This is a genomic window from Paraburkholderia terricola, from assembly GCF_003330825.1.
GTDB lineage: Bacteria > Pseudomonadota > Gammaproteobacteria > Burkholderiales > Burkholderiaceae > Paraburkholderia > Paraburkholderia terricola.
Map to the genome: position 1 here is coordinate 3,344,279 of NZ_CP024941.1, position 26,181 is coordinate 3,370,459.

Annotated in this window: 25 protein-coding genes; 7 read left to right on the forward strand and 18 right to left on the reverse strand. The window is 64.9% G+C overall.

The window, feature by feature from the left end; genetic code table 11:
- Positions 1-24: 24 nt before the first annotated feature.
- The 9 genes from CUJ90_RS14930 to CUJ90_RS14970 all read right to left on the reverse strand — a co-directional run bounded on the left by CUJ90_RS14930 (position 25) and on the right by CUJ90_RS14970 (position 9,684).
- Positions 25-1,083 carry an L-threonylcarbamoyladenylate synthase gene (locus CUJ90_RS14930; protein ID WP_083083239.1) on the reverse strand — a complete coding sequence of 353 codons (1,059 nt, stop codon included), beginning with the start codon at positions 1,081-1,083 and terminating at the stop codon, positions 25-27.
- Positions 1,084-1,091: 8 nt separating this feature from the next.
- The gene (locus tag CUJ90_RS14935; protein ID WP_073429028.1) at positions 1,092-2,288 is read right to left on the reverse strand and encodes a 5-(carboxyamino)imidazole ribonucleotide synthase; all 1,197 of its coding nucleotides are present in this window, start codon (positions 2,286-2,288) and stop codon (positions 1,092-1,094) included.
- A gap of 93 nt (positions 2,289-2,381) precedes the next feature.
- Positions 2,382-2,900, reverse strand: coding sequence for a 5-(carboxyamino)imidazole ribonucleotide mutase (purE, locus tag CUJ90_RS14940; RefSeq protein ID WP_083083238.1), 519 nt, complete (start codon positions 2,898-2,900; stop codon positions 2,382-2,384).
- A gap of 138 nt (positions 2,901-3,038) precedes the next feature.
- The gene (locus CUJ90_RS14945) at positions 3,039-3,929 is read right to left on the reverse strand and encodes a phosphoribosylaminoimidazolesuccinocarboxamide synthase (RefSeq protein ID WP_073429030.1); all 891 of its coding nucleotides are present in this window, start codon (positions 3,927-3,929) and stop codon (positions 3,039-3,041) included.
- A 144-nt stretch (positions 3,930-4,073) separates the two neighbouring features.
- Positions 4,074-5,138 (reverse strand): class II fructose-bisphosphate aldolase, encoded by a 1,065-nt coding sequence (gene fba, locus CUJ90_RS14950; RefSeq protein ID WP_083083237.1) that lies wholly within the window; start codon positions 5,136-5,138, stop codon positions 4,074-4,076.
- 248 nt (positions 5,139-5,386) lie between these two features.
- Complete coding sequence (pyk, locus tag CUJ90_RS14955) at positions 5,387-6,823, reverse strand: pyruvate kinase (protein ID WP_073429032.1); 1,437 nt, start codon at positions 6,821-6,823, stop codon at positions 5,387-5,389.
- A 316-nt stretch (positions 6,824-7,139) separates the two neighbouring features.
- Entirely contained in the window at positions 7,140-8,333 is a 1,194-nt protein-coding gene (locus CUJ90_RS14960; RefSeq protein ID WP_083083236.1) for a phosphoglycerate kinase, read from the reverse strand.
- A 281-nt stretch (positions 8,334-8,614) separates the two neighbouring features.
- A complete protein-coding gene (locus CUJ90_RS14965; protein WP_073429034.1) occupies positions 8,615-8,938 on the reverse strand; it encodes an AzlD domain-containing protein in 324 nt (107 codons plus the stop codon).
- The gene (locus CUJ90_RS14970) at positions 8,935-9,684 is read right to left on the reverse strand and encodes an AzlC family ABC transporter permease (RefSeq protein WP_083084193.1); all 750 of its coding nucleotides are present in this window, start codon (positions 9,682-9,684) and stop codon (positions 8,935-8,937) included. The genes CUJ90_RS14965 and CUJ90_RS14970 overlap by 4 nt, the downstream gene beginning before the upstream one ends.
- Positions 9,685-9,998: 314 nt before the next feature.
- Here CUJ90_RS14970 and CUJ90_RS14975 point away from each other — a divergent pair, with 314 nt between their 5' ends.
- From CUJ90_RS14975 to CUJ90_RS15000, 6 genes are all read left to right on the forward strand, one after another.
- Positions 9,999-10,922, forward strand: a complete 924-nt coding sequence (locus CUJ90_RS14975) for a branched-chain amino acid transaminase (RefSeq protein ID WP_114163156.1) — start codon at positions 9,999-10,001, stop codon at positions 10,920-10,922.
- Between the two features lie 69 nt (positions 10,923-10,991).
- Complete coding sequence (locus tag CUJ90_RS14980) at positions 10,992-11,186, forward strand: zinc-finger domain-containing protein (protein ID WP_064268765.1); 195 nt, start codon at positions 10,992-10,994, stop codon at positions 11,184-11,186.
- Positions 11,187-11,588: 402 nt separating this feature from the next.
- The gene (waaF, locus tag CUJ90_RS14985) at positions 11,589-12,614 is read left to right on the forward strand and encodes a lipopolysaccharide heptosyltransferase II (protein WP_083083234.1); all 1,026 of its coding nucleotides are present in this window, start codon (positions 11,589-11,591) and stop codon (positions 12,612-12,614) included.
- Between the two features lie 167 nt (positions 12,615-12,781).
- Positions 12,782-13,228 carry a nuclear transport factor 2 family protein gene (locus tag CUJ90_RS14990; RefSeq protein WP_073429037.1) on the forward strand — a complete coding sequence of 149 codons (447 nt, stop codon included), beginning with the start codon at positions 12,782-12,784 and terminating at the stop codon, positions 13,226-13,228.
- A gap of 40 nt (positions 13,229-13,268) precedes the next feature.
- On the forward strand, positions 13,269-14,396 hold the full coding sequence (locus CUJ90_RS14995) for a YheT family hydrolase (protein WP_208645224.1): 1,128 nt from the start codon (positions 13,269-13,271) through the stop codon (positions 14,394-14,396).
- Positions 14,389-14,961 carry a DUF2946 family protein gene (locus CUJ90_RS15000; RefSeq protein ID WP_083083232.1) on the forward strand — a complete coding sequence of 191 codons (573 nt, stop codon included), beginning with the start codon at positions 14,389-14,391 and terminating at the stop codon, positions 14,959-14,961. Before CUJ90_RS14995 ends, CUJ90_RS15000 begins: the two co-directional genes overlap by 8 nt.
- Before the next feature lie 118 nt (positions 14,962-15,079).
- On the opposite strand, the gene CUJ90_RS15005 is transcribed toward CUJ90_RS15000, so the two are convergent.
- Complete coding sequence (locus CUJ90_RS15005; protein ID WP_114163157.1) at positions 15,080-16,807, reverse strand: M48 family metalloprotease; 1,728 nt, start codon at positions 16,805-16,807, stop codon at positions 15,080-15,082.
- 187 nt (positions 16,808-16,994) lie between these two features.
- On the opposite strand from CUJ90_RS15005, the gene moaC reads away from it, so the two are divergent.
- Positions 16,995-17,474 (forward strand): cyclic pyranopterin monophosphate synthase MoaC, encoded by a 480-nt coding sequence (moaC, locus tag CUJ90_RS15010; protein WP_083083230.1) that lies wholly within the window; start codon positions 16,995-16,997, stop codon positions 17,472-17,474.
- A gap of 43 nt (positions 17,475-17,517) precedes the next feature.
- On the opposite strand, the gene CUJ90_RS15015 is transcribed toward moaC, so the two are convergent.
- The 8 genes from CUJ90_RS15015 to recA form a co-directional block, all read right to left on the reverse strand.
- Positions 17,518-19,302 (reverse strand): PglL family O-oligosaccharyltransferase, encoded by a 1,785-nt coding sequence (locus CUJ90_RS15015; RefSeq protein WP_083084191.1) that lies wholly within the window; start codon positions 19,300-19,302, stop codon positions 17,518-17,520.
- 137 nt (positions 19,303-19,439) lie between these two features.
- On the reverse strand, positions 19,440-20,063 hold the full coding sequence (locus CUJ90_RS15020) for a pilin (RefSeq protein ID WP_083083229.1): 624 nt from the start codon (positions 20,061-20,063) through the stop codon (positions 19,440-19,442).
- Between the two features lie 179 nt (positions 20,064-20,242).
- The gene (locus CUJ90_RS15025; protein ID WP_073429043.1) at positions 20,243-20,947 is read right to left on the reverse strand and encodes a TerC family protein; all 705 of its coding nucleotides are present in this window, start codon (positions 20,945-20,947) and stop codon (positions 20,243-20,245) included.
- A gap of 146 nt (positions 20,948-21,093) precedes the next feature.
- The gene (gene sucD, locus CUJ90_RS15030) at positions 21,094-21,975 is read right to left on the reverse strand and encodes a succinate--CoA ligase subunit alpha (protein ID WP_073429044.1); all 882 of its coding nucleotides are present in this window, start codon (positions 21,973-21,975) and stop codon (positions 21,094-21,096) included.
- A 126-nt stretch (positions 21,976-22,101) separates the two neighbouring features.
- Positions 22,102-23,271, reverse strand: coding sequence for an ADP-forming succinate--CoA ligase subunit beta (gene sucC, locus CUJ90_RS15035; RefSeq protein WP_073429045.1), 1,170 nt, complete (start codon positions 23,269-23,271; stop codon positions 22,102-22,104).
- Positions 23,268-24,005 (reverse strand): DUF2889 domain-containing protein, encoded by a 738-nt coding sequence (locus tag CUJ90_RS15040; protein ID WP_073429046.1) that lies wholly within the window; start codon positions 24,003-24,005, stop codon positions 23,268-23,270. The genes sucC and CUJ90_RS15040 overlap by 4 nt, the downstream gene beginning before the upstream one ends.
- A gap of 117 nt (positions 24,006-24,122) precedes the next feature.
- The gene (gene recX / locus CUJ90_RS15045; protein ID WP_083083227.1) at positions 24,123-24,878 is read right to left on the reverse strand and encodes a recombination regulator RecX; all 756 of its coding nucleotides are present in this window, start codon (positions 24,876-24,878) and stop codon (positions 24,123-24,125) included.
- A 7-nt stretch (positions 24,879-24,885) separates the two neighbouring features.
- Positions 24,886-25,962, reverse strand: a complete 1,077-nt coding sequence (gene recA / locus CUJ90_RS15050; RefSeq protein ID WP_073429048.1) for a recombinase RecA — start codon at positions 25,960-25,962, stop codon at positions 24,886-24,888.
- Positions 25,963-26,181 lie beyond the last annotated feature (219 nt).

Here is a 26,181-nt window from a genome sequence, read left to right on the forward strand (position 1 = left end):
TGTGCGCGAATAAAACGCCGGGGCCTACCCTTGCGCTTCAAACGCAGCCGCGGCGCGGCCAAGCCGGTCATTGACGGCGATCCACTCGATCGTGTCCGGCAGCTTCTCGATGAGAATCCGCGCTACGTTCGCCCGATCCAACGCTCGCAGCAAACCGTACAACTCGCGCGCGTAAACGTGCGGATCCTCAGGCGCGGCAACGAAATGCACGCCTTCGGCGTCAGCCCAGCGTCCGGCACGCGAAGCGCGCGCCACCAACGCGACACGTTCGTCGGCTCGATCCGCATGACGCGCGGCAAGCAACGGCTCGATCGCCTCGAAAGGCAGCAGCGCCAACGGCGTGCGCGGCGCATAGTGCGCTTTCAGCGTACCCGAGGCGCGCGGCGCGGTCGCGTCGGAGCCATCCGGCAGGCGCGGCGCCTCGCCGAGCACGTCGGCGATATCTTGCGGCGTCACCCGCCCCGGTCGCAACAACGCGGGAAAGCCGCGCGACAGGTCCACGATCGTCGACTCGATGCCGACATCCGACGCGCCGCCATCCAGCACATGAATCGTGCCGCCGAACTCGTCGCGCACATGTTGCGCGGTGGTCGGGCTCACATGCCCGAACCGGTTCGCCGATGGCGCCGCCACCCCGCCATGTCCGTCGCGCAACGCGCTGAACGCCTCCAGCAAGGCCTGCGCCACGGGATGCGACGGACAGCGTAGCCCCACCGAATCCTGCCCGCCGCTCACCGCCGGATTGATACGCGCGGCACGCTTCAGAATCAACGTGAGCGGACCCGGCCAGAACGCGTCGATCAAACGCTGCGCCTCGGCCGGCAGATACTCGACCCAATAATTCGGATCGCCTTGCGGCGCGAGATGCACGATCACCGGATGATTCGCCGGCCGGCCCTTCGCCGCGTAAATACGCGCGACCGCGTCCGGGTTCTCGGCGTCGCCGCCGAGTCCGTACACGGTCTCCGTGGGGAAGGCGACGAGACCGCCCGCGTCGAGCAGCGCCGCGGCATGCTCGATCTGCGCGGCGGTGACGGGCAACGCGTTCGCCGCGCCCTCGGCCGGTTTCTGTTGATCGGGCATGGCGCGCGTCAGCTCGTTGCGATATGCAGAAGCCGCGCGCAATCGCGCGCCGCCGTGCGGGCTTCTTCGAGCGTCGCCGCCGTGAAGTTCACGTGACCCATCTTGCGGCCGCAACGCGCCTCTTCCTTGCCGTACAGATGCAGACGCGCCGCCGGCATCGCGGCGACCTCGTGCCATGGCGGCGTGGCCGCCGCGCGCTTCGGGCCGTCCGGAAACCACACGTCGCCGAGAATGTTCAGCATCACCGCCGGCGAATGCTGACGCGTGTCGCCGAGCGGCATGCCGGTCATCGCGCGCACCTGCTGCTCGAACTGGCTGGTCGCGCAGGCGTCGACGGTGTAATGGCCGGAGTTGTGCGGACGCGGCGCCATTTCGTTGGCGACGAGCGAACCGTCTTCGAGAATGAAGAATTCGACGCACAGCACGCCCACATAGCCGAGCTTGTCGGCGATTTGCAGCGCGGCCTGCTGCGCTTGCGCGACGAGCGTCGCGCTGGCATCCGGCGCGGGCACGATGGTGTGCGACAGCACGCCGTCGCGATGCGTGTTCTGCGCGAGCGGATAGACCGCCGACGCGCCGCTCGACGCGCGCACGATCAGCGCGGACACCTCGAACTTCAGCGGCAAGCGCTTTTCCAGCACGCACGGCACGCCGCCGAGCGACGCATGCGCCTCGCGCACTTCGTCGGCATTGCGCACGCGAATCTGGCCCTTGCCGTCGTAGCCCATGCGAGCCGTCTTGAGGATGCCCGGCAGCACGGCTTCAAGCTTGGCGTCGTCGAGCGCGGCCAGCGCGTCCGACGATTCGATCACCACATGCGGCGCCACCGTCACGCCCGACGACGCGATAAAGCGCTTCTCGGCGATGCGGTCCTGCGCCACCGCCACGCAGCGGCCGGCCGGGCTGACGAACGTGGTTCGCGCGAGGAAATCGAGGCTCGCGGCCGGCACGTTCTCGAATTCGGTCGACACCGCGGCGCACAGCCGCGCGAGTTCGGTCAGCGACGCTTCGTCGTCGTAAGCCGCGCGCAAGTGGCGGTCGGCGACCGCGCCCGCCGGGCTGTTTTCGTCGGGGTCCAGCACGGCGACGCGATAGCCCATCGCCTGGGCGGCAAAGCAGAACATGCGGCCGAGCTGGCCGCCACCGACCATGCCAAGCCATGCGCCGGGCAGAATCGGTGAAACCGGTGTGTTGTCTGGGTTCATCTTAGTGGTCGGTCGCGGCTGGCGCTTCAGCAGTCAAACTGCACGCCGGCCGGGGGTCAGACAGGGGGACGTCTAAAACAATCGCCTTCGCGCTTACAGCGCAGGCAGCACCATGGCGTGAGCCGCCTCGTTCTGGCGCACACGGAACGCCGCCAGTTTCTCCGCGTACTCCGCGCTCGTGCCGCTCAAAATCGACACCGCGAACAGCGCCGCATTCGCCGCGCCCGCTTCGCCGATCGCAAACGTGGCGACCGGCACGCCCTTGGGCATCTGCACGATCGAATGCAGCGAGTCGACGCCCTTCAGATACTTGCTCGCCACCGGCACGCCGAGCACCGGCACCGTGGTCTTGGCGGCCAGCATGCCCGGCAGATGCGCCGCGCCGCCCGCGCCCGCGATGATCGCGCGGATGCCGCGCTCGCGCGCCCTCTCGGCGTAGGCGAACATCTCGTCGGGCATGCGGTGTGCGGAGACGACCTTCGCTTCGTACGGCACGCCGAATTGCTGGAGAATCGCCACGGCGTTTCTCATCACTTCCCAGTCGGAACTGGACCCCATCAGCACGCCGACGACTGGCGCGGCATGCGTGTGGGCAGTCTGGACTTCACTCATGTTGCGGCTTCCTTGTTTCTTGAGAGCGCCCCGGACCTGTCGCTGCGCGCCTGGCCTTCAGGGGACTTCCTGCCGGAGCGAAAACCTGGGGCGGCCCGGCGTTTTCCCGCGCGGCGCGGTCCACCCAGGCGCGCGTAATCAGGCCAGCTTGTGACCGGTCAGGCGTTCGAGCGCTTCCTGATACTTCTCGCCCGTCTTCGTCACCACGTCGTCGGGCAGCTTCGGCGCCGGCGGTTCTTTTTTCCACGACTGCGTTTCGAGCCAGTCGCGTACGAACTGCTTGTCGAACGAAGGCGGATTGGTACCGACCTGATACTGGTCAGCCGGCCAGAAACGCGACGAATCGGCGGTGAGCGCCTCGTCCATCAGGTATAGCTTGCCGTGATTGTCCAGACCGAATTCGAACTTCGTGTCCGCGATGATGATGCCGCGCGTGGCCGCGTAATCAGCGGCTTCCTTGTACAGCTTGATCGAGATGTCGCGGATCGTGGCCGACAGTTCCGTGCCGATGCGGCGCTCCATCTCGTTGTAGGTGATGTTTTCGTCGTGGTGGCCCATCTCGGCCTTGGCCGCCGGCGTGAAGATCGGCTCAGGCAGCTTCTGCGCGTTCTGCAGCCCGGGCGGCAATTCCACGCCGCACACCGAGCCGGTGGCCTGGTAGTCTTTCCAGCCGCTGCCGGCCAGATAGCCGCGCACGACTGCCTCGACGAGAATCGGCTCGAGGCGCTTCACGACGACCGCCCGGCCCTTGACCTGCTCGACTTCGTCCGCGGCCACGACGGATTCGGGCGCCACACCCGTCAGATGATTCGGCACCACGTGCTTCAGCTTCTCGAACCAGAAGTTCGCCATTTCGTTGAGCACGCGGCCCTTGTTCGGAATCGGCTCGCCCATGATGACGTCGAACGCCGACAGACGGTCGGTCGTGACGATCAGCAACTGGTCGTTGCCCACCGCATAGTTGTCGCGGACTTTACCGCGGCCGAGCAGCGGCAGCGAGTGGAGCGTGGATTCGTAAAGGGTAGACATCGTCGTGGTTCGCTAAAAGTGAGGCAAAAAAGTGTGAGCGGAACAAAAGGGAAACGCCGTTCCCCGGATGATGCGGGAACGGCGATCTAACGACAACCTGGCCAAACGGCCAGGCGCAGAGCCAAAGCTTGACCCCGATGCAGCTTAACGGACGACTTGCGCCAGCTCGCCCGACTTGTACTTCTCCGCGATTTTATCAAGCGAAACCGGCTTGATCTTGCCGGCCTGGCCTTCGCAGCCGAACTGCGTGTAGCGCTCGATACAGATCTTCATCGCGGCTTCGCGCGCCGGCTTCAGATAATCGCGCGGATCGAACTTGCCCGGATTGGTCGCCATGTAGCGGCGGATCGCGCCGGTGATCGCGAGGCGCAAGTCGGTGTCGATGTTGATCTTGCGCACGCCGTTCTTGATGCCTTCCTGGATTTCCTCGACCGGCACGCCGTAGGTTTCCTTCATGTCGCCGCCGAATTCGCGGATTTCCGCGAGCAGTTCCTGCGGCACCGACGACGAACCGTGCATCACCAGATGGGTGTTCGGAATGCGCTGGTGAATTTCCTTGATGCGCTGGATCGACAGGATGTCGCCCGTGGGCTTCTTGCTGAACTTGTACGCGCCGTGCGAGGTGCCGATCGCGATCGCGAGCGCGTCGCATTGCGTCAGCTTGACGAAGTCGGCGGCCTGTTCGGGATCAGTCAGCAGTTGCTCGCGGGTCATCGTGCCTTCCGCGCCGTGGCCGTCTTCCTTGTCGCCCTTCATGGTTTCCAGCGAGCCCAGCACGCCCAGCTCCGCTTCCACGGTGATGCCGATCGAATGCGCCGCTTCCACCACCTTGCGCGACACCTCGACGTTGTATTCGTAGGAAGCGACCGTCTTGCCGTCGGCTTCGAGCGAACCGTCCATCATCACGCTGGTAAAACCGCTGCGGATCGCCGCCATGCAGACCGCCGGCGACTGCCCGTGGTCCTGGTGCATCACGACGGGGATGTGCGGATAGGACTCGACCGCCGCTTCGATCAGGTGGCGCAGGAACGCCTCGCCCGCGTACTTACGCGCACCGGCGGAAGCCTGCATGATGACCGGTGCGTTGACCTTGTCGGCCGCCGCCATGATCGCCTGCACCTGCTCCAGGTTGTTCACGTTGAATGCCGGAAGGCCGTAGCCGTTTTCAGCGGCATGGTCCAGCAGTTGACGCATTGATACGAGAGGCATGCTGTAACTCCTTAGATTGAAACGAATTCTTATGCCGTCGGCATCTTTTGGGCGATTCGATCGCGAAGCAAGCTGCGCACCCTTTCGGTCGGTCGGCGCAGTTCGCGCAGCCTGGAAAGCGCGCGGCGCATCTACCTTCGCCCAAGCGCGCTGTTCGAGTCTGTGCGCCGCCTCTCGCGGGGCATGACAGCCTGCTTCGCTCGATCAAGCCTGTGCCGATCGAGCAGTCTGCTACTCGTCGCAGCGAATCAATACGGTTCGCCGACCCGCACGATCTTCAGCGTATTCGTGCCGCCGGCCTGGCCCATCGGCTCGCCGACGGTCAGCACCACCATGTCGCCGCGCGACGCGTAGCCCTTGCTCACCACGGTTTCCAGCGCCTGTTGCAACGCCGTGTCGCGGTCGGTGTTGGTGTCCAGATGCAGCGAGGTCACGTTGCGGTACAGCGCCATCGCGCGTTCGCTGCCGACGCGCGGCGTGAGCGCGAAAATCGGCACGTGCGTCCAGTGACGCGACATCCACAGCGCGGTCGAACCGGATTCGGTCAACGCCACGATCGCCTTCGCGCCCAGGTGATACGCGGTAAAGAGCGCGCCCATCGCGATGGACTGGTCGATGCGCGTGAACGTTCGATTGAGGAAGTCCTTGTCCAGCTCCGACTGTTCGGACTTTTCGGCTTCGATACAGATCGCCGCCATCGTCTCGATGGTTTGCACCGGGTACTTGCCCGCCGCCGATTCCGCCGACAGCATCACCGCGTCGGTGCCGTCGAGCACGGCGTTGGCCACGTCCGACACTTCGGCGCGGGTCGGCACCGGCGCGTTGACCATCGACTCCATCATCTGCGTGGCGGTGATCACGAATTTGTTCGATTCGCGCGCCATCCGGATCATGCGCTTTTGTAGCGCGGGAACCGCGGCATTGCCCACTTCCACGGCCAGATCGCCGCGCGCGACCATGATGCCGTCCGACGCGTCGAGGATGCCTTGCAGCGCCGGAATCGCTTCCGCGCGCTCGATCTTGGCGATCATCTTCGGCTTGATGCCGTACGGCGCGCCGGCGATGTTCGCCAGTTGGCGGGCCATTTCCATGTCCGTGGCGTTCTTCGGGAACGATACCGCGACAAAATCCACGCCGAGCGACATCGCCGTCCGGATGTCCTCCATGTCTTTCGCGGTCAGCGCGGGCGCCGTCAGACCGCCGCCCTGGCGGTTGATGCCCTTGTTGTTCGACAGATCGCCGCCGATCTTGACGGTGGTGTGAATCTCGTTGCCGAGCACGCGGACCACGTTCAGCACGATCAGGCCGTCGTTGAGCAACAGCACGTCGCCCGGCTTCAGGTCGCGCGGCAGATCCTTGTAGTCGAGACCGGCGCGTTCCTGGTTGCCGAGTTCACAGTCGGCGTCGAGAATGAACGGCTCGCCGGCGACCAGCGCGACCTTGCCGTTTTCGAATTTGCCCACGCGGATCTTCGGGCCTTGCAGGTCCGCCATGATGGCGACTTCGCGGCCGGCCTGACGGGCCGCCTCGCGCACGAATTCGGCGCGCTGGCGGTGGTCGTCGGCGGTGCCGTGCGAGAAATTGAGCCGCACCACGTCGGCTCCTGCCTGAATCATTTGCAGGAGGATTTCCGGCGTGCTGGAAGCCGGTCCGATGGTGGCGACAATCTTGGTGGCGCGATGCATGAGTCTCCTCGTCTGGGTGAGATCGCTGGAAAGAGCGCTGCGAGTCGGATGCGGAGGCTGCGCACCGAAGGATGCTGCCAGGGGCCGCGCGCCGGTTGAAACCAGCGTCGCTTTATTGGATGAAGCGGTGTTCGATACGGGCACGCGGGGCGCCGGCGGGGGAGCGAGCACGGCCGTTTCGCCGAGAGTCCGCGCCGCTATCGGGGCGGCGGCGGAGCGCGCCGGGCGCTCCCCTGCCGATGCTGCCGCGGTGTTGCGCGGCGACTTGCCGCCGCGCGCCTTGGCGGACTTGACCGTGGGGGAGCGCGTCGCCACGTCAGGCCCGCGATTCGAGGATTTCGACCGCCGGCAGCTTCTTGCCCTCGAGGAATTCGAGGAAGGCGCCGCCGCCCGTCGAAATGTAGCTGACCTTGTCGTGAATGCCGTACTTGGCGATCGCCGCGAGCGTGTCGCCGCCGCCTGCGATCGAGAACGCCGGCGATTTGGCGATCGCCTCGGCCAGCGTCTTCGTGCCGTTGCCGAACTGGTCGAATTCGAACACGCCGACCGGGCCGTTCCACACGATCGTGCCGGCTTTTTCCAGTTGAGCGGCCAGCGCCTTGGCGGTTTCCGGTCCGATGTCGAGGATCAGGTCGTCGTCCTGTACGTCGGCGACGGCCTTGACTTCGGCCTTGGCGGTGGGCGCGAACTCCTTGGCCGTGACCACGTCGGTCGGGATCGGCACCGAGGCGCCGCGGGCTTTCGCGGCCTCGATGATGGCCTTGGCCTCGTTCACCAGATCGGCTTCGGCGAGCGACTTGCCGATCTTCAGACCCGCGGCCAGCATGAACGTATTGGCGATGCCGCCGCCGACGATCAACTGGTCGACCTTGTCGGCGAGCGACTTCAGAATGGTCAGCTTGGTGGACACCTTCGAGCCGGCGACGATCGCCACCAGCGGGCGCTTCGGCGCGCCCAGCGCCTTGCCGAGCGCTTCGAGCTCGGCGGCCAGCAACGGCCCGGCGCACGCGACGGGCGCGTACTTCGCGATGCCGTGCGTGGTGGCCTCGGCGCGGTGCGCGGTGCCGAATGCGTCGTTCACGTAGACGTCGCAGAGCTTCGCCATTTTCTGCGCGAGTTCGTCGGAATCCTTCTTTTCGCCCTTGTTGACGCGGCAGTTTTCCAGCAGCACGACCGAGCCCGGCGCCACGTTCACGCCGTTCTCAACCCAGTTGGAGACCAGCGGCACGTCCCGGCCGAGCAGATCGGCGAGGTGTTTGGCGACCGGCGCAAGCGAATCTTCCGGCTTGAAGTCGCCTTCGGTCGGACGGCCCAGGTGCGACGTGACCATCACGGCCGCGCCGGCGTCGAGCGCGGCCTTGATCGCCGGCACGGAGGCGCGGATGCGGGTGTCTTCGGTGATGTTGCCTTGATCGTCCTGCGGCACGTTCAAATCGGCGCGGATGAACACGCGCTTGCCGGATAGCTTGCCTTCGGCGATCAGATCGGAGAGACGCAATACCTTGTTCATGGGCGTTTGTGTGCGAGTTGATGAGAAGGCGGTGGCGGACGACGCGCGGCGGGCGAGGCGCGACAAGCTTCAGCGCTTCGGCACGGCGGCGGCTCCACTGAATCGGGTGCCGGCGGCGGGGCCGCGGCTCGCGCGATGCAGCGGCGCGGTTATCCCGGAAACGGCCATTTTAACTGATCCTTACGGCCTTCTGACCCGCGGCGGGGCGTATGCCCCGTATTTGCCAGCCGCTTGGCCCGTGTCGCGACGCAGCATTTACCGCCCGATCCACGCCCCCCAACTCACACGACAAGGCGCAGGACGGTGAATACGAGCATCCCGACGACGATCGTGCCAAGCATGGTGCGCCGCCACAAAAACCACCCGAGACCGGCTAGCGTCGCATAAAACTCGTGGTTGGACGGCGCGAACGACAGACCTTCGGGCGTCGCCAGCACGTCGGGGAGCACGACGGCGGCCAATGCGGCCGCCGGCGCATAACGCAGCATCCGCTGCACGCGCTCCGGCAACACCGTGCGCTCACCACCGATTAGAAACATCGCGCGTGTCACGGCGGTGACCAGCGTCATGCCGAAAATGGCCAGCCAGATTTGCGTGGATGTCATCGGGAATCTCCGGCGCTGTTGCTACGGATACGGCGCAGATCGGCGCGCTCGACCATCAGATCGGCGGCGCTGCCGGCCACGATCGCGGCGATCACCGCGAGCGGCAGCCCGAGCCGGTACGGCAGATCGAAGGCGAGCAGCGACACCACGCCCGCCACGCTGACCGCGACCAGCGTGGAGCGCGTCGCGATCGCCGCCACCATGATGGGCAGCAGCGCCAGCGTGCCGGCGAGGCCAAGGCCCCAGTTGTCGGGAATCATGCTCGCCAGCAAGATGCCGGCGACCGACGACACTTGCCACGACAGCCAACTGCACAGCGCCATGCCCCAGAAATACGCCTCCTTGCCCGGCACGTAGCCGGTCGGGAAGCTCTTTTTCTGGAACAGCAGATAGATCACGTCGCCGTTGAAGTAGCCGAGCACGATGCGCCGCCACATCGACAGATAGGAGAAGTGCGGCGCGAGGCCGACGCTGAAGATCACAAAACGCGTATTGACCATCGCGGCCGTGAGCAGCACGGTCCAGATCGGCAGCTTGGCGGCGAGCAGCGGCAGCACCGCCAGTTGCGACGAACCGGCGTAGCACAGCAGCGACATGGCGAGCGCCTGCGGCACCGTGAGCACCGACTTGCTCATCGCGATACCGGTGACGAGGCCCCACGAGAAAATCGCCATGAGCGTGGGCGAATACGCGCGCGCGCCCTCGATAAAGGCGCGGCGATCGGTATCGGACAGACGAGCGAGCATGAGGCGAAACGCGGACGCGAGGCGGCGCCGCAACGAAGGGGAAGTCGGCGCCAGGTCGTCAAGCACCCGCTGGCGCATCCGGATATGAATTATGCGTGCGCCGAATTATAGCGCCCGAAGTGCGGCCAAATGCCCGTTTGGTGTGCAAAAGACGCTAAAATAACGCTCCTCGCATGACCCCACGAGAAAACGCCGGGCAGCCCCAGGTTTTCTTGTCCCTGCGCTTGTCCCCGCGCTTGTCCCCCGCGGCCTCGCGCAAGGCGCCGGGTTCGAGGGCACTCACAAACGCACAACCGCACCCGCTGGAGAATCGTATGTCAATGGCCGACCGCGACGGCAAGATCTGGATGGATGGCAAGCTCATCGAGTGGCGCGATGCCAAGATCCACGTGCTCACCCACACGCTGCATTACGGCATGGGCGTTTTCGAGGGCGTGCGCGCCTATAAGACGGCCGACGGCGGCACCGCGATTTTCCGTCTGCAGGAACACACCAAGCGGCTACTCAACTCGGCCAAGATCTTCCAGATGGACGTGCCCTTCGACCACGAAACGCTCGCCGCGGCGCAGCGCGAAGTGGTCCGCGAAAACAAACTGGAGTCCTGCTATCTGCGCCCCATCATCTGGGTCGGCTCGGAAAAGCTCGGGGTGTCGGCCAAGGGCAACACGATCCACGTGGCGATCGCCGCCTGGCCGTGGGGCGCTTACCTCGGTGAAGACGGCATCGCCAAGGGCATCCGCGTCAAGACCTCGTCGTTCACGCGCCATCACGTGAACGTGTCGATGGTGCGCGCGAAGGCGTCGGGCTGGTACGTGAACTCGATCCTCGCCAACCAAGAAGCGATCGCCGACGGCTACGACGAAGCGCTGCTGCTCGACGTCGACGGCTACGTGTCGGAAGGCTCGGGCGAGAACTTCTTCCTCGTCAACAACGGCAAGCTGTACACGCCCGATCTGTCGTCGTGCCTCGACGGCATCACGCGCGACACGGTCATTACGCTGGCGCGCGACATGGGCATTCCGGTGATCGAAAAGCGCATCACGCGTGACGAGGTCTACACCTGCGACGAAGCGTTCTTCACCGGCACGGCCGCCGAAGTCACGCCGATCCGCGAGCTCGACAACCGCACGATCGGCGCGGGCGCACGCGGCCCGATCACCGAGAAGCTGCAGTCGGGCTTCTTCGACATCGTGAACGGCAGGAGCGAGAAGTACGCGCACTGGCTCACCAAGATTTAACGCGCGTTGCCCTGGCTTCGGCTGTTTAACGGCGCAACGCCCGCACCCTGCATACAACGAGAAAGTCTCATGAGCGAAATCAAGGAAATGCCGCTGGTCGAACTGTCGGCGAAAGATTTGCCGGCGTACTGCCCAAACCCGGCCATGCCGCGCTGGAGCGCGCATCCGCGCGTTTTCATCGACGTCACGCACGGCGAGGCGCGCTGCCCGTATTGCAGCACGCGTTACAAGCTGCGCGACGGCGAAGTGGTCAAAGGTCATTAAGACCGAACGCTACCCACTGAGCAGCGGGCGCTGGCGGCGCGGCGCGCCTGGCTGGTCCCTCGCGGGACGGCAGCCGGGCTTTCCGCTTGCTCCTGAGTTGCTGTCGGCTGATTCACCGCCCGATCTACCGCCTGATCCATTGCGGATTCCACTGCCCGGTTCGCCGTTCGGCGAGCCGCGCGTGGCCTTTCAGCGGGCAGCGGCGAACGTTAGGCGGCAGCCAGGGCAGAGGCAAACGCGGCTACGAGCGCCACACCGGGCGCGCGGGACGCAAGCCGCCACTGCGCATCCGGCTTTGCGGAACGAGCGCCAGGCAGCTCGCGGCAATTTCCCTTTTACCTATCCGAACGCCGCGCGCATGGCTCGCGCGGCGCTTCGACTGAACACCGGACACTCACTCTGATGCGTCGCGCGTTGGTTATCGCACCGAACTGGATCGGTGACGCATTGATGGCGCAGCCGCTGTTTGCGCGCCTCGCGAAATTGCACCCGCGCATGGTCATCGACGCGGTCGCGCCCTCCTGGGTCGCGCCCGTGCTCGAACGCATGCCGGAAATCCGCGACGTCTACGCCACCGACCTCGCGCACGGCAAGCTGCAAATGCTGCGCCGCTGGCAACTGGCGAGCGACTTGCGCGACGTCGGCTACGACGCCGCCTACGTGCTGCCGAACTCGCTCAAGTCGGCGCTGATTCCGTGGATGGCGGGCATCCGCTTGCGCATCGGCTATACCGGCGAAAGCCGCTACGGCCTGTTGAACGTGCGCCACGCCAATCCGCGCAAGGACGAGCGCCCGCCGATGGTCGACCAATACGCCGCCCTCGCCTACGCGCCCGGCGCGAAGGTCCCCGGCGATCTGCCGATGCCGCGGCTCGACGCCGATCTGAACGAAGCGGCGCGTGTCTCCGCGCGCTTCAATCTCGATACCCGCGTGCCGCTGCTGGTGTTCTGCCCCGGCGCCGAGTACGGTCCCGCCAAGCGCTGGCCGCCCGAGCATTTCGCGGCGCTCGCGCAAATGGTCGGCCAGTCGTTCCCGTACACGCAGATCGTCGCGCTCGGTTCGCCGAAAGATGCGCCGTTGGCCCAGGCAATCGCCGAGAAGGCGCCGAACGTGCGCAACCTGTGCGGCCAGACCGCGCTGGGCGAAGCGTGCGCGTTGATCTCGCGGGCCGGCGCGGTCGTCACCAACGATTCCGGTCTGATGCACGTGGCGGCCGCCCTGCGCCGGCCGCTGGTGGCGGTGTACGGTTCCACCGATCCGCGCCACACGCCGCCCTTGTCGGAGCTTGCGAAGGTACAATGGCTTCATCTCGAATGCAGCCCCTGTTTTCAGCGCGAGTGTCCGCTCGGCCATCTGAACTGCCTGAAGCAGTTGAGCGCCGAGCAGGTCTTCGGCGATTTGCGCGGCATGCTGCTCGCGCAACGCTGAGCCCACTGACACTCGCACGCAACACCGCACGCCCTGAGCGCGTCGCGTCATGTTCGCGCCTTGCGGCGCGGGCATTCTGGCGCTCGGGTGCGATCGTCCGGCGCGCCGGACTGTCCCGCTGACCGCTGCCCCGCAACCGCGCGCCGCGCACAAGAGACTGACGAGCCATGCCACGTTTTGCCCATATCTTCGAAGCCGCCGCCGATACGCTGAATGCCTACTATCAGGCCGTCGCCGAGGTCAATATCGACAGCTTGATGGGCCTGTGGATCGATGAGGAGTTCGTCAGTTGCATCTGCGCCGACGGCTCGCATCTGCACGGTCTCGACAGCATTCGCGCCGGCTTGCAGATCCAGCTCGAAGCCGCGCCTGTTTCCATCGAACCGCTCGATATCCGCGTCTACGACAGCCTCGGCACCGTCGTCTACGCGATCGCCGAAGCGCATCGCCCGGCCGATCCTACCGCCACGCCCGCCATGGTGTTCACCACTTACGTGATGGTCCACGAGCGCGGCGAATGGCGCATCGCGCACATTCATGCAAGCCCGATGCCGAACGAGGCCGCCAGCCAGTTCGCCACGAAAATGCGGCATGGCCAGGGCTCGCTGCACTGACGCGCGCCTTGTTCCGTTTCATCTCCTGTTCGACGCCGGAATGAGCACGCCCCGCACGAAGTCCCCCGCCCCGAAGGAAGCCCTCTTGGGGAGCTGGGCGGCGACGCACGATCAATCCGCCGCTTCCGTCGCCGCCCGCGCCGCGGTCGCTGTCGACGCTACTGTCGAACTGCTCTATCGCGCGCCGCTCTGGCTGCCGAACCGGCATGCGCAGACCATCGTTCCGTCGCTGTTCGCGCGCCGCCCGGCGGTGACGTTCCGCCGCGAGCGCTGGGACACGCCCGACGGCGACTTCATCGACCTCGATTGGGTCGTGCACGATCCTGCCGGCAACGCCACTTCCGCCCCTCGGGCGCCTGCCGCCGACGCCCCGCTCTTCGTGCTGTTTCACGGCCTGGAAGGCAGTTCGGCGTCGCACTATGCGGCCACGCTGATGTCGGCCGCGCGCGAATACGGCTGGCATGGCGTCGTGCCGCACTTTCGCAGTTGCAGCGGAGCGTTGAATCTGTTGCCGCGCTTCTACCATCTCGCCGACAGCAACGAAGTCGATTGGATTCTGCGGCGCTTGCGGGCCGCGCATCGCGGGCCGATCGTCGTGGCGGGCGTGTCGCTCGGCGGCAATGTGTTGCTGCGCTGGCTCGGCGAGCGGCGTGACGATGCGGCGCCGGTTGTCTCGGCCGCGGCGGCCATTTCCACGCCGATCGACGTGCACGCCGGCGGACGCGCGCTGTCGCAGGGCTTCGGCATGGTCTACACGCGCAGTTTCCTGAAGACGTTGAAGCAGAAGGCCGAGCAGAAGCTGGTCCAGTTTCCGGGCCTGTTCGACCGTGACGCGATGCTCGCGAGCCGCACGATGTACGAGTTCGACAACGTCGTGACCGCGCCGCTGCACGGCTTTCGCGATACCGACCACTACTGGAGCAGCGCGACCACGCGGCCTTTGCTGCCGCACGTTCAGGTGCCGACGCTGGTGCTGAACGCGCGCAACGATCCGTTCCTGCCGGCCGCTGCGTTGCCGTCACGGCACGACGTGTCGGTCGCGGTCGAACTCGATCAACCGAGGCACGGCGGCCACGCCGGCTTCATGACGGGGCCGTTCCCCGGCCGCATCGACTGGCTGTCGCGACGCGTGTTCGGCTACCTGGAGCGGCACGTCGATCATGGATGACATCGTCAGGCAGGCCCTCGCCAAGTGGCCTAATGTGCCGGGTTGCACAGGGTGGCTGATGCTGGACCGGCGCGGCAACTGGCGCATGCGGGACGAGGCGGCGCAGGCGAGCGGCTTGCCCGGTGAGCCGATCCGGCATGAGGCGCTGCTCGGATTCATCAATCGGAACTACGACGCCGACGAACACGGACAGTGGTTCTTTCAGAATGGCCCGCAGCGGGTTTATGTCGAGCTGGGCTATACGCCGTGGGTGGTGAGGTTGTCGCTCGATGCCGCCGGCGCGCTTTCGCTGACGGATCAGGCCGGCGGCGCGTTCGAGCCCTCGGCGGTATTCGTCGACGATGAAGGCGGGATCGTGTTCGTCGATGGCTCCGCGCCGCCGAGGGTCGCGGTTTTGCATGATCACGATCTGGAAATTTTCGCCGATCACGCCACACTGACAGACGATTCGACGGGCGGCGAGTTGCGCTGGAACAATGGGCTGGTCTTGCCCTTGCAACCGGTGCGGCGAGCGGAAGTCGCCGCGCGGTTCGGCTTTGTTGCCAGTCCGGCGGCGCGAGTCTAGGGTCTCGGTTCCGGCTGTTTGCTCCGCGCGAGCTGTATCGCGGCTCTGCCGTTGAGCGGCAACGATGCCAACACGCCGCTAGCTCTTCTCGTCGAGCGGCAACGATGCCAACACGCCCCTAGCTCTTCTCGTCGAGCCGCTCCTCCTGATAGCGGCCCTCCATCTCATGCAGCCTCGCATCGACGGTTGCGAGGTCGTAGTAGCCAATCGCCTTCAAATCGCGCGCGTCCTTCAGTTGACGGATGGCCGATGGCCACGCCCCCTCGAGCGCGAACTTTTCCGCCATTGCGCGATGCTGTGTCAACGCATCGCCGCTGCCGGCGCTGGCCTGCGCGAGATACATCCACCAGGCCGGCTGGTCCGGTTGAGCACGCGTCTCCTGGCGGGCCAAGACCTGCGCATCGGCAAAACGCCGCAACGTCAGCAGTGTGCGGATATGCATGTCGATCGCAGCATTCGACTGCGGCCAGCGCTTTTGCGCGAACTCGGCGAGACGAACTGCTTCGTCGTTGCGACCGGCGCGCCGCGCGATATCGGCGGCCAGCACGTCGAGGCTCGGCGAGCTGCGCGCGGGCTCCCCTGCTCCTTGCTCGCTCACGCCAAACGCCGCGCGCGAGGCAGCCAGCGACGCCGCCGCGTCGTCGTAACGGTCCAGCAGCATCTGTCCATAGGCGATGCCGTACCAGTTCGCGGCGACATTCACCGCTGTCCGGTCCTCGATCTCCGAGCGCAAGCGCGAAATTTCGTCCGCGTATTCGCCGCGCGAGCGATCCTGCAGCAAGCGCGCCCGCGCTCGCACGAAACCATATTCGGACGCTTGATGCGGCTGCCGGTACGGCGCGCGGCGCGCGCGGTCTTCCATGTCGGCAATCCGTTCGCCGGTCAGCGGGTGCGTGCGCGCATAGGCCGGGATGCCCGTGTCGCTCATCGACGCGCGATCGAGGCGGCCGAAGAAGCTCGTCATCGCATACGGGTCGTAACCGGCGCCGGCGAGCAGCAGGAAGCCGACGCGGTCCGCCTCGTGCTCGGCGGAACGCGAGAAACGCAACTGGTTGTCGATGGCATACGCCTGGCCGCCTATCGCGATCGCGCTGCCCAGGTCGCCGCTGTGCGCGAGCACGCCCGCCAGGACGCCGAACAGCATGCCGGCGAGCGCGGCGTAGGTGCTGCGCTCGCCGGCCGTGAGCATCCGCGAAATGTGCCGCTGCAAGACGTGGCCCATCTCGTGGCCGACGACGGACGCAAGCTCGGACTCGGTTTGCGTCGCCACGATCAAGCCGGTGTTGACGCCGATAAAACCGCCCGGCAACGAGAACGCGTTGATCTGCGCATCGCGCACCGCGAACAGATCGAAGTCCGGACGATAGCCGCCGATGTAGAGCGTGCTCGCCGCCGCGGCGAGTTTCGCGGCGACCGAGTTGAGGTAGTCGCGCACCAGCCAGTCGTCGAGATAGTCGGGATCGCGGCGCACTTCGCGCATCACGCGTTCGCCGAGTTTGCGCTCGGCCTGCGGCGTCAGCGAGTCTGAACCGCCGCTGCCGAGGTCGGGCAATTGCTGCGCGACGATCGGCGCGCGCCAGCCGGTGTTTGAACCGCCGCCCCGAAGGAAGTCCCGTTGGGAAAAGCGGCTCCGCGCGCCGCCATATACGCCGAACACGCCTTGTGCGATGCCGGGCGGCACGATCGGGTCCGCATAAGAATCGGCCGGGCCACTCACCAACGGCGATTCCGCGGACTGCATGGTGCCGGGCGTGACATTGGACGCGGCATGCGATTGCGCGAACGCGCCCGGCGGCGCGGCGAGCGCAACGGACAACAACGCGGCAAGAAAGCGTTTGAGACGCATCCGAGATCGGTATGACGAAGTCGAAAAGCGACGCCCGCCGCTCGGACTAAGATAGCGGGCATGGGGTCATTGTAGTCAGTCGCCGCAGTGCTTCGGACAGTTTGGCTGATCCGGGCCGCAGACACCTCGCTACGAATCCCCGCCCCGGCGCGCTGCTATGATAGGCGCCCTCTGAAGGAGCCCAACCATGCCTGAACTCACTCATTTCGACGCTGCCGGCCAGGCGCATATGGTGGACGTCGGCGGCAAGCAGGAGACCAAGCGCATCGCCATCGCGCGCGGCTCGATCCGCATGTTGCCGGAGACGTTCGCGCTGATCCGCGACGGAAACGCGAAAAAAGGCGACGTGATCGGCATCGCGCGCATCGCCGCGATTCAAGGCTCGAAGCGCACCGCCGATCTCATCCCGCTCTGTCATCCGCTTGCGCTGACGCGCGTCAAGGTGGACTTCGAACTCGACGACACGCTACCCGGCGTCCATTGCACGGTTCAGGTGGAAACACTCGGACGAACCGGTGTGGAGATGGAAGCGCTGACCGCCGTTCAGGTTGGGCTGCTGACGGTGTACGACATGTGCAAGGCGGTCGATCGCGGGATGACGATCACCGATGTGAGGGTGATGGAAAAGCACGGCGGGAAATCGGGGGATTGGGTGGCCGGGGGGTGACGACGCCCCGCTCACCTCTGCGGCGTATGAACGACAGCGCGGCTCAATCCTCCTCGCTCTCGTCGTCCTGATTGACGTCGTGCGGCGGCATGCCATAGCGCTTCATCAATTCCGCCTTGAAGCCGGTCAACGTCTTCTGCTCGTCGCACAGTTCGTACAGATAGCTCAATTGCGACGGCCAGTCTTTCAATTCCTCGGCGAAGATTTTCAGGCGTTCGACGGTGTCGAATGCCGCCGCCGTATCGCCACTCAGCGCCTGCAATACCGCATAGCGGCGCAGCACCGTTTCGCCCGGCAAGAGCGCCATCGCCTGCCTGTGCATGGCGAGCTTGTGCTGCAAGTCCATCGAATTCATCGGCAGCAGCGTCGCGAGACCGTAATCGCCCCACGCCCGAAAGAGGAACGACGGGTCCGCGCGATACTGCTCGGCGGGACGCGCGCCGTAATACAGCACCTCGGCGCGCGCGTAGTCGCGATACACCGGATAGAGCGCCGCGAGGCCGCCGAATACCACCACCACAAACGCGCCGAACGACAGACGCCCGGGAACGAGCCGCAACGGCCGCGTCTCCAGCAAGCCGAACACGAACATCGCCGGCAGCAGAAAGAACATGTACTGCTGCGGATATTCGACCAGCGCATGCATCACCAGCACGCCGATCAGCGCGATGCCGAACACGCGCGCGGCAGTTTGCGGCGCACGCACCACACGCACGAGCCACGTGACGAGGCCGAACAGCACGATCGCGAGGCCGATCAAGCCGGTCTTGGCGAGCAGGTCGATGAAAATGTCATGCGAGTTGTTGGCGATCTCGACGCCGCCCAGCGTCTTCGCGAACTCGTATTGATAGCTCGGGAATTCGCCCCAGCCCACGCCTAGCAGCGGATGCGTCTTGAACATCGTCCACCCGTACCTCCACAACGCGAGGCGCGGCGCGATCTGGCCGGCGTCCTTGAAGCGGTCGGCCGCGGATTGCCCGAGCTCCAGGTGATAGCGCACATTGGCCCAGCGGATCAAAGCATTGATCGCGAAGAACAGCACCGCCAGCACGATCGGGATGATCCATTCGCGATTGCCGCGGCGTAACTGAGCGTGATCGCGCGTCTGTGCGAACGCCATCCAGAAACCCGCCACCACGAGCACGCCCATCTGCAGCCACGGACCGCGCGAGACGGTCAACGCGAGTCCAACCGCGAAAATCGTCGACACCAGCAGCCAGATGCCGACGGCGATGCGCCGCGTCTGCACGAGATACAGCGCCCCCGCCATCGCGAACGCGATGTAGGTGGCGAGGTGGTTCGCCTGCGCCATATTGCCGAACGGCCGGCGCTCGGTGGTCACGTTATAGGCGACGACGAACGGCGACACGCGCACCTCGAGATGAAACAACTGGATCAGCTGACAGAACACCGCGAACAGACCGCCCACGATCAATGCCCCGGCCGCCCAGCGCAGCGCCGTCTCATTGAGCTTCGCGCGCGTGAAACCGTAGCCCGCCTGCGTCGCCATGAATGCGGCGAGCAGAAACCCGCCGCCGAGCCAGTTCATCGACGGCTGCGCGACCGGCAGCAACACCGATTGCGCCACCAGCAGCAGCCCGAACAGCAACGGTACGAGCGCGACGACGGGCGATGCGAACGAAATGCGCGGTGTCGCGCTGACGAACAGGAGCACGACACCCGCGCCGGTCAGCAGATACAGCGCGAGCGCGGTGAATTCAGCGTAGAACGTCGGAATCGGATACGTGTGGTTGACAACTGCATACGGCAGCACCAACGCGAGAGCCAACAGAACGAGAGAGAGGTAGCGCGCGAATGGGGTGGGCATCGAGTAACCGGTGGGCGTCAGCAACCGGCGCACTATACAAAAAAATCCTCCCGCTGTGCGCCGGCCGAGCTGAAATATGCCAAAAATCAGCCTTTTACGTCGATGCGCTCACTCATCCATCCGATTCGCGTCGTCGGTCACGAGCGGCATTCCGGCGGGGCGAGATTCGACGGCAAGGTGGGCGCTTCAGCGGGTGCGGGACCGGCGCCCGGCGCCGGCAGCGACGACGCGGCTTTACCGCCGGTGAAGCACTCCCACGTGAGCGAGCCCGCCTGCATGGCGCCCTTGCTCAACGCGACGCGCGCGGTCGGCGCATCCGCGTTGTCTGGAACCGATGGTACGAGCGCGAGCGTGTTCGAGCCGGCCGGCGCAACGCGCGTCGTGAAGGCGACGGTGATCTGGCCGGTATCTTCGTCGACGCGAACGGACTCCACGTTGCGCGTGGCCGGCGGCGACGCATAACCGCCGCCGAACGCATTGCCGCTCGCGGCATTTTCGGCCACCGCGAGCCGCGCCGATGCGGCGAGCGACAGCCCCTCGCCCACACGGCTGCGAGCCAGATAGTCCTGGTACGCGGGAATCGCGTAGGCGGCAATCACACCGACAATCGCCAGCACGATCATCAGTTCGATCAGCGTGAAACCGAAGCCGACGCGGCGGAATGCGCGCGTAAGCCGCGCGGACCAGCGCGCTTGCATAAACGTGGAACGCGAGCGCGGCACGGCGTGGGAATAAGGGGAATACGGCAAGGTAACGATCATCTGCAAGCTCCTGAAACGAAAAAAACGCCTGCCCCGCAAATCGGGAACAGGCGTTTCAATCGTAGCCAGCAGCGCTTGTTTCACCCAGTCGGCCGAATGGCTAACGTTGGGCCGGCGCGACGGCACTGGCCGCGCTCACCACAAGACGCCGCGCGTTTCACTCCGCTCGAGATCGAACCTCAAGCCGCCGCGCGATGAGCATTGCGGCGCTTGAACAGATAACCGACGATCACGACGAACAAAGCGCCCGCGATGCACATGCCGTACTCGGCTGCGGGCGTATCGAGGATCGGCCAACGGTCGCCCGCCGGGTCGTTGATGATGAGGCCGCCCGCGATCCAGCCGAGCAACGCGGCGCCGAGCGTGATGACGATCGGAAAGCGGTCGAGCAGCTTGAGCACCACCTGGCTGCCCCACACGATCAGCGGAATGCTCACCACGAGGCCGAAAATCACCAGCGCGAGACGGTGCTCCGGATCGGCCGCCTCAGCCGCGCCCGCAATCGCGATCACGTTGTCGAGGCTCATCACCGCGTCCGCGACGATGATCGTCTTGATCGCCGACATCAGCTTGTCGGCCGGCTTGACGTTCTCGTGGGGGTCATGCGCGGGCGCCATCAGGCGCACGCCGATCCACAGCAACAGGAGGCCGCCGGTAAACTTCAGCAACGGCACGTCGAGCAGCGCCACCGCGAACGCGATCAGCGCCACGCGCAACAGAATGGCGCCGACCGTGCCCCACAACACGCCCTTCGTGCGCTGTGCCGGCGGCAAGTTGCGGCAAGCCAGCGCGATCACGACGGCATTGTCGCCGCCGAGCAGAATGTCGATAACGATGATCTGTATGACTGCGCCCCAATGGAGCGTGGCGAAAAACTCGAGCATGAGTAAAAGAATAAGAAGAAATCGGACACGGGGCCAATAAAAAAGCGGAGGAGTCTAAAAACTCCCCCGCTTCTTAGAACCGCACGCTGACGAAAGGACTCCGTAAGCGTATCAAAAACACGCCGGCATTGCAGGCGAATTTCGACTTACAGCATCGCCTTCAGAAGACGCGCCATTTCCGACGGGTTCTTCGTGACCTTGATGCCGCAAGCGTCCATGATTTCCAGCTTCGCTTCGGCCGTATCGGCACCGCCCGAGATGAGCGCGCCGGCGTGGCCCATGCGCTTGCCCGGAGGCGCCGTGACACCGGCGATGAAGCCGACCACCGGCTTCTTCATGTTGTCCTTGATCCAGTACGCAGCGTTCGCTTCGTCCGGACCGCCGATCTCGCCGATCATGATGACGGCGTCCGTATCCGGATCGTCGTTGAACATCTTCATCACGTCGATGTGCTTCAGACCGTTGATCGGGTCGCCGCCGATACCGACCGCCGACGACTGGCCCAGGCCGATCGCCGTCAGTTGGCCGACTGCTTCATACGTGAGCGTGCCCGAACGCGACACGACGCCGATGCGGCCCTTGCGGTGGATGTGACCCGGCATGATGCCGATCTTCAGTTCGTCCGGCGTGATCGTGCCGGGGCAGTTCGGTCCGAGCAGCAGCGTCTTGCGATTTTCGCGGCGCATGCGGTCCTTGATCTCGATCATGTCGCGCACGGGAATGCCTTCCGTGATGCAGATCGCCAGATCCAGATCGGCCTCGACCGCTTCCCAGATCGCAGCCGCGGCGCCTGCCGGCGGCACGTAAATCACCGACACGGTCGCGCCCGTTTCAGCCTTGGCTTCAGCGACGCTCGCGTAGATGGGAATGCCTTCGAAATCTTCGCCGGCCTTCTTCGGGTTCACGCCCGCAACGAACGCTTCGCGGCCGTTTGCGTATTCACGGCAAGCACGCGTATGGAACTGACCGGTCTTGCCGGTGATGCCCTGCGTGATGACCTTGGTGTCTTTGTTAATCAGAATCGACATGTATTGACCTCTGTTCGTTTGGCGCCGCGCGGTGGCGCCACGAGGCGGGATGTTCTCCGCCCGCGTCGCTTACGCGCCGCCATTCGTAATCCTGGTTAATCCTGGCAAAAAACCGTGGACTAAGGCTTACGCCTTGCCCGAAGCGGCCGCGACGACCTTCTGAGCCGCTTCTTCCATGCTGTCCGCCGCGATGATCGGCAGACCGGATTCAGCGAGCATCTTCTTGCCGAGGTCCTCGTTCGTGCCCTTCATGCGGACGACGAGCGGCACCTTCAGCGACACGGCCTTCGACGCCGCGATCACGCCTTCCGCGATCACGTCGCAACGCATGATGCCGCCGAAAATGTTGACCAGAATCGCCGTCAGGTTCGGGTTTTTCAGCATGATCTTGAACGCTTCCGTGACCTTCTCGGTCGTGGCGCCACCGCCCACGTCGAGGAAGTTCGCCGGTTCGCCGCCGAACAGCTTGATGGTGTCCATCGTTGCCATGGCGAGGCCCGCGCCGTTCACGAGGCAGCCGATGTTGCCGTCGAGCGAGATGTACGCGAGGTCGAACTTCGACGCTTCGACTTCAGCCGGATCTTCTTCGTCCAGATCGCGATACGCGACGATTTCCGGATGACGGAACAGTGCGTTCGAATCGAAGTTGAATTTCGCGTCCAGCGCGATGACCTTGCCGTCGCCGGTCAGGATCAGCGGGTTGATTTCGGCGAGCGATGCGTCGGTTTCCCAGAACGCCTTGTACAGACCTTGCAGGATCGCGCGCGCTTGCGGGATCGATGCGTCGGGCACGCCGATTTTCTTCGCGAGGTCGTCGGCTTCGGCGTCCTTCAGGCCGGTCGACGGGTCGACCGCAACCTTGTGGATCAGCTCGGGCGTCTTTTCCGCGACTTCCTCGACGTCCATGCCGCCTTCGCTCGATGCCATCACGACGATCTTCTGCGAAACGCGATCGATCACGAGGCCGACATACAGTTCCTTCTTGATGTCAGCGCCTTCTTCGATCAGCAGGCGATTCACCTTCTGGCCTTCCGCGCCGGTCTGGTGCGTGACGAGCTGCATGCCGAGGATCTGGTTCGAGTACTCGCGAACCTGTTCCAGCGTCTTGGCAACCTTCACGCCGCCGCCCTTGCCACGGCCGCCCGCATGGATCTGAGCCTTCACGACCCACACCGGGCCGCCGAGCTCTTCCGCGGCCTTGACCGCATCATCCACCGAGAAGACCGGCTTGCCGCGCGGTACCGCGACGCCGAATTTCCGCAGGATTTCCTTACCCTGGTACTCGTGAATCTTCATGCGTGATTCCCTTCAGTCTGAGAGTTGGATTGAACTTCGTTTCCGTCGCCGCCGTTCATGCCGGACGCGTTGCCGCCCTCGCCCTCGTGGCGGGCCGCTCCATCTGACGATGCGCCGCGATCCGCTGTATACGGAGCGCGGACATACCAGCGCGGATAAAACTGCTGCACCGCCTCGCCGTCGAAACGCAGCGCGTGGCAGCGTCCCAATTGGAATGGCGGTTTGTCGTTGGAATGCTCGCCCGCGCCGCTGGACGATGCGCGTTCCGAACTGGCGCTAGCGCCCGGCGCACCCTCGTTGATGTTCCACACGTCGCCGGCGAACGCCTGGATCGCGACGGTCGGCAGGAGCGCGCACAACTCGGTGAGATGCGTGCAGCCGGCCGTGCCGGCCAGCAAACGGGCGGCATCACGACGGAAGTTGCGGAACAGATTGAGCCCGATGAGGGCACGGTAGGCGGGATTGCTGGCTTGGCACAGACCGGGATAGGGCACCCAGTCGGACGACGCCTCGGCGTCGACGACATTGAGCTTGCGATCGATGGTGATGCGAAGCCAGAGTTCATGAATCGGCTGACCATGAGGCCGGACGCCCGACGCAAGCACCACGTCGCGCGGTTTTTCGTCGGTCAAGCACGCTTCCACATCCCACAGGCCATCGGCTCGCTCGTAGGCTTCCGCTCTGATTGCGCGACGGTGGCGCAACTGACGGGACACTGGCGGGGAGAGCGGCATGCGGAAAGGAAAGGCCGGATTGGAAAACCGGTGAATTTTAGCATACTGGGTATTTGAGACAGGTCGGAATGCGCGGCGACGCCCAGCGGGCCGGGGCGAGCGAGCAGCGCCCGCTGGCTACTCGCCGCTCCACTCCTCGTCGATACCCTTGAGGATCTTGCCGATCGTCGCGCCCGAAAAACCGCGCGACGCCAGAAAACGCGCCTGCTTCGCGCGTTCGGCGGGCGTTTCGGGAAGCTGGCCGAATTTCTTTTGCCAAACGGCTCGGGCTCGCGCGAGTTCAGTTTCGCGCAATTGCGCGCCGGCTTCCTCGACTAGCGCCGGGTCGACCGCGTGTTGCTTCAATTCGCCGACGATCCGGCTCGCGCCCAACCGCGACGAGCGCCGATGAACCAGACTTTCGGCGAAGCGTGAATCGGACAGCCAGTTTTCCGTTTCCAGTGAATCGAGCAAGGTGTCGAGCGAATCGGTTTCCTCGACGAACGGTTTCAGCTTGCGCGCGAGTTCGGCGCGGCTGTATTCACGGCGAGACAAATAGCCGAGCGCGCGCCCTTTTAGCGAACGGGCCGGGCGTTGGGATTTCTTCGCTTCGTCTTGATCCGGCTTCGCTTCGCCAGGCGCGCGACGCGAGCGGGTGTAGGTGGTTTCGGTGACTGAAGCGGCTTCAGAAGAACCCGAGGGGCTTCCGGAAGGATCAGAAGTAACACGTGGGGAGGAGTCAAACTGCGCGCGCCGCGAGCGACGGCCCGCGGCGCGATCATGTGCGTCGAACGATTCGGACGGGTCGAACGGATCGTTCGAATCGCCGTTACCGTCACGCGGGCCGCCCGCGTTGCGTCCAGCATTGGACAACGGCCGGCCCTTGCGTATCACGTGATGGTTACTCTTCTTCGCCCGCGACTTCGGCGCCCGCCCCGGTCACTGCTTCGGCCATGGCGTTCACACCCAGCGATTCGCGGATACGGTTTTCAATTTCACGAGCGATATCAGGATTCTCGCGCAGGAATTCGCGCGCGTTGTCCTTGCCCTGACCGATACGTTCGCCGCTGTAGCTGTACCAGGCACCGGCCTTGTCGACGATCTTCGCCTGCACGCCGAGGTCGATGATCTCGCCCTGGCGCGAGATACCCTCGCCATACAGAATGTCGAAAATCGCTTCGCGGAACGGCGGCGCCACCTTGTTCTTGACGACCTTCACGCGCGTTTCATTGCCGATCACTTCGTCGTTCTTCTTGATCGAACCGATGCGGCGAATGTCCAGGCGCACCGACGCGTAGAACTTCAGCGCATTGCCGCCCGTGGTGGTTTCCGGATTGCCGAACATCACGCCGATCTTCATGCGGATCTGGTTGATGAAGATCACGAGGCAGTTCGTGCGCTTGATCGTGCCGGTGAGCTTGCGCAGCGCTTGCGACATCAGACGCGCTTGCAGACCTGGCAGCGAGTCGCCCATTTCGCCTTCGATTTCGGCCTTCGGCACGAGGGCCGCGACCGAGTCGATCACGATCATGTCGATCGAGCCCGAGCGCACCAGCGCGTCGGCGATTTCGAGCGCCTGCTCGCCGGTGTCCGGCTGCGAGACCAGCAGGTCGTTCACATTTACGCCGAGCTTGCCCGCGTACTGAATATCCAGCGCGTGTTCCGCGTCGATAAACGCCGCCGTGCCGCCGATCTTCTGCATTTCGGCGATGACCTGCAGCGTCAGCGTGGTTTTACCGGATGACTCCGGGCCATAGATTTCGACCACACGGCCACGCGGCAAACCGCCGACGCCCAGTGCGATGTCGAGACCGAGCGATCCGGTTGAGACCACCTGGATGTCTTCGACTGCCTCACCTGCGCCGAGCCGCATGACCGACCCTTTGCCGAACTGCTTTTCGATCTGCGCGAGTGCGGCAGCGAGTGCCTTGCTCTTTTCAGCAGTCAGTCCAGCCGAGCCTTTCTTGCTTTCTTCCATGAATCGTCCTTTGCTATGATGAACGGCGTCTGAGGCAGGTGCGCAGCGCGTTTTCAACGAACGGCGCACGAAACTCAGACACTGTATAAAAAAACAGTGGTTTTGGCAAGCACGATTCCATGCGAACGCGCATATTTACTCTCGCGCTACCCCACCACCCACAATAATTTTCGGAGACCGCTGTGCGCCGCGGGGACACCCAAGGTGCCGGCAAGGCCA

What these genes read in the sequence shown, in the direction of transcription:
- CUJ90_RS14995 (WP_208645224.1), top strand. Translation starts at nt 13,269, where the DNA reads ATGAGCACGCCCCGCACGAAGTCCCCCGCCCCGAAGGAAGCCCTCTTG.
- purE (WP_083083238.1), bottom strand. Translation starts at nt 2,900, where the DNA reads ATGAGTGAAGTCCAGACTGCCCACACGCATGCCGCGCCAGTCGTCGGC.
- CUJ90_RS14930 (WP_083083239.1), bottom strand. Translation starts at nt 1,083, where the DNA reads ATGCCCGATCAACAGAAACCGGCCGAGGGCGCGGCGAACGCGTTGCCC.
- recA (WP_073429048.1), bottom strand. Translation starts at nt 25,962, where the DNA reads ATGGAAGAAAGCAAGAAAGGCTCGGCTGGACTGACTGCTGAAAAGAGC.
- CUJ90_RS15000 (WP_083083232.1), top strand. Translation starts at nt 14,389, where the DNA reads ATGGATGACATCGTCAGGCAGGCCCTCGCCAAGTGGCCTAATGTGCCG.
- CUJ90_RS15025 (WP_073429043.1), bottom strand. Translation starts at nt 20,947, where the DNA reads ATGCTCGAGTTTTTCGCCACGCTCCATTGGGGCGCAGTCATACAGATC.
- waaF (WP_083083234.1), top strand. Translation starts at nt 11,589, where the DNA reads ATGCGTCGCGCGTTGGTTATCGCACCGAACTGGATCGGTGACGCATTG.
- CUJ90_RS15040 (WP_073429046.1), bottom strand. Translation starts at nt 24,005, where the DNA reads ATGCCGCTCTCCCCGCCAGTGTCCCGTCAGTTGCGCCACCGTCGCGCA.
- sucC (WP_073429045.1), bottom strand. Translation starts at nt 23,271, where the DNA reads ATGAAGATTCACGAGTACCAGGGTAAGGAAATCCTGCGGAAATTCGGC.
- CUJ90_RS15005 (WP_114163157.1), bottom strand. Translation starts at nt 16,807, where the DNA reads ATGCGTCTCAAACGCTTTCTTGCCGCGTTGTTGTCCGTTGCGCTCGCC.
- CUJ90_RS14935 (WP_073429028.1), bottom strand. Translation starts at nt 2,288, where the DNA reads ATGAACCCAGACAACACACCGGTTTCACCGATTCTGCCCGGCGCATGG.
- CUJ90_RS14990 (WP_073429037.1), top strand. Translation starts at nt 12,782, where the DNA reads ATGCCACGTTTTGCCCATATCTTCGAAGCCGCCGCCGATACGCTGAAT.
- pyk (WP_073429032.1), bottom strand. Translation starts at nt 6,823, where the DNA reads ATGCATCGCGCCACCAAGATTGTCGCCACCATCGGACCGGCTTCCAGC.
- sucD (WP_073429044.1), bottom strand. Translation starts at nt 21,975, where the DNA reads ATGTCGATTCTGATTAACAAAGACACCAAGGTCATCACGCAGGGCATC.
- CUJ90_RS14945 (WP_073429030.1), bottom strand. Translation starts at nt 3,929, where the DNA reads ATGTCTACCCTTTACGAATCCACGCTCCACTCGCTGCCGCTGCTCGGC.
- moaC (WP_083083230.1), top strand. Translation starts at nt 16,995, where the DNA reads ATGCCTGAACTCACTCATTTCGACGCTGCCGGCCAGGCGCATATGGTG.
- CUJ90_RS15020 (WP_083083229.1), bottom strand. Translation starts at nt 20,063, where the DNA reads ATGATCGTTACCTTGCCGTATTCCCCTTATTCCCACGCCGTGCCGCGC.
- CUJ90_RS14960 (WP_083083236.1), bottom strand. Translation starts at nt 8,333, where the DNA reads ATGAACAAGGTATTGCGTCTCTCCGATCTGATCGCCGAAGGCAAGCTA.
- fba (WP_083083237.1), bottom strand. Translation starts at nt 5,138, where the DNA reads ATGCCTCTCGTATCAATGCGTCAACTGCTGGACCATGCCGCTGAAAAC.
- CUJ90_RS14980 (WP_064268765.1), top strand. Translation starts at nt 10,992, where the DNA reads ATGAGCGAAATCAAGGAAATGCCGCTGGTCGAACTGTCGGCGAAAGAT.
- CUJ90_RS14975 (WP_114163156.1), top strand. Translation starts at nt 9,999, where the DNA reads ATGTCAATGGCCGACCGCGACGGCAAGATCTGGATGGATGGCAAGCTC.
- CUJ90_RS14965 (WP_073429034.1), bottom strand. Translation starts at nt 8,938, where the DNA reads ATGACATCCACGCAAATCTGGCTGGCCATTTTCGGCATGACGCTGGTC.
- CUJ90_RS15015 (WP_083084191.1), bottom strand. Translation starts at nt 19,302, where the DNA reads ATGCCCACCCCATTCGCGCGCTACCTCTCTCTCGTTCTGTTGGCTCTC.
- CUJ90_RS14970 (WP_083084193.1), bottom strand. Translation starts at nt 9,684, where the DNA reads ATGCTCGCTCGTCTGTCCGATACCGATCGCCGCGCCTTTATCGAGGGC.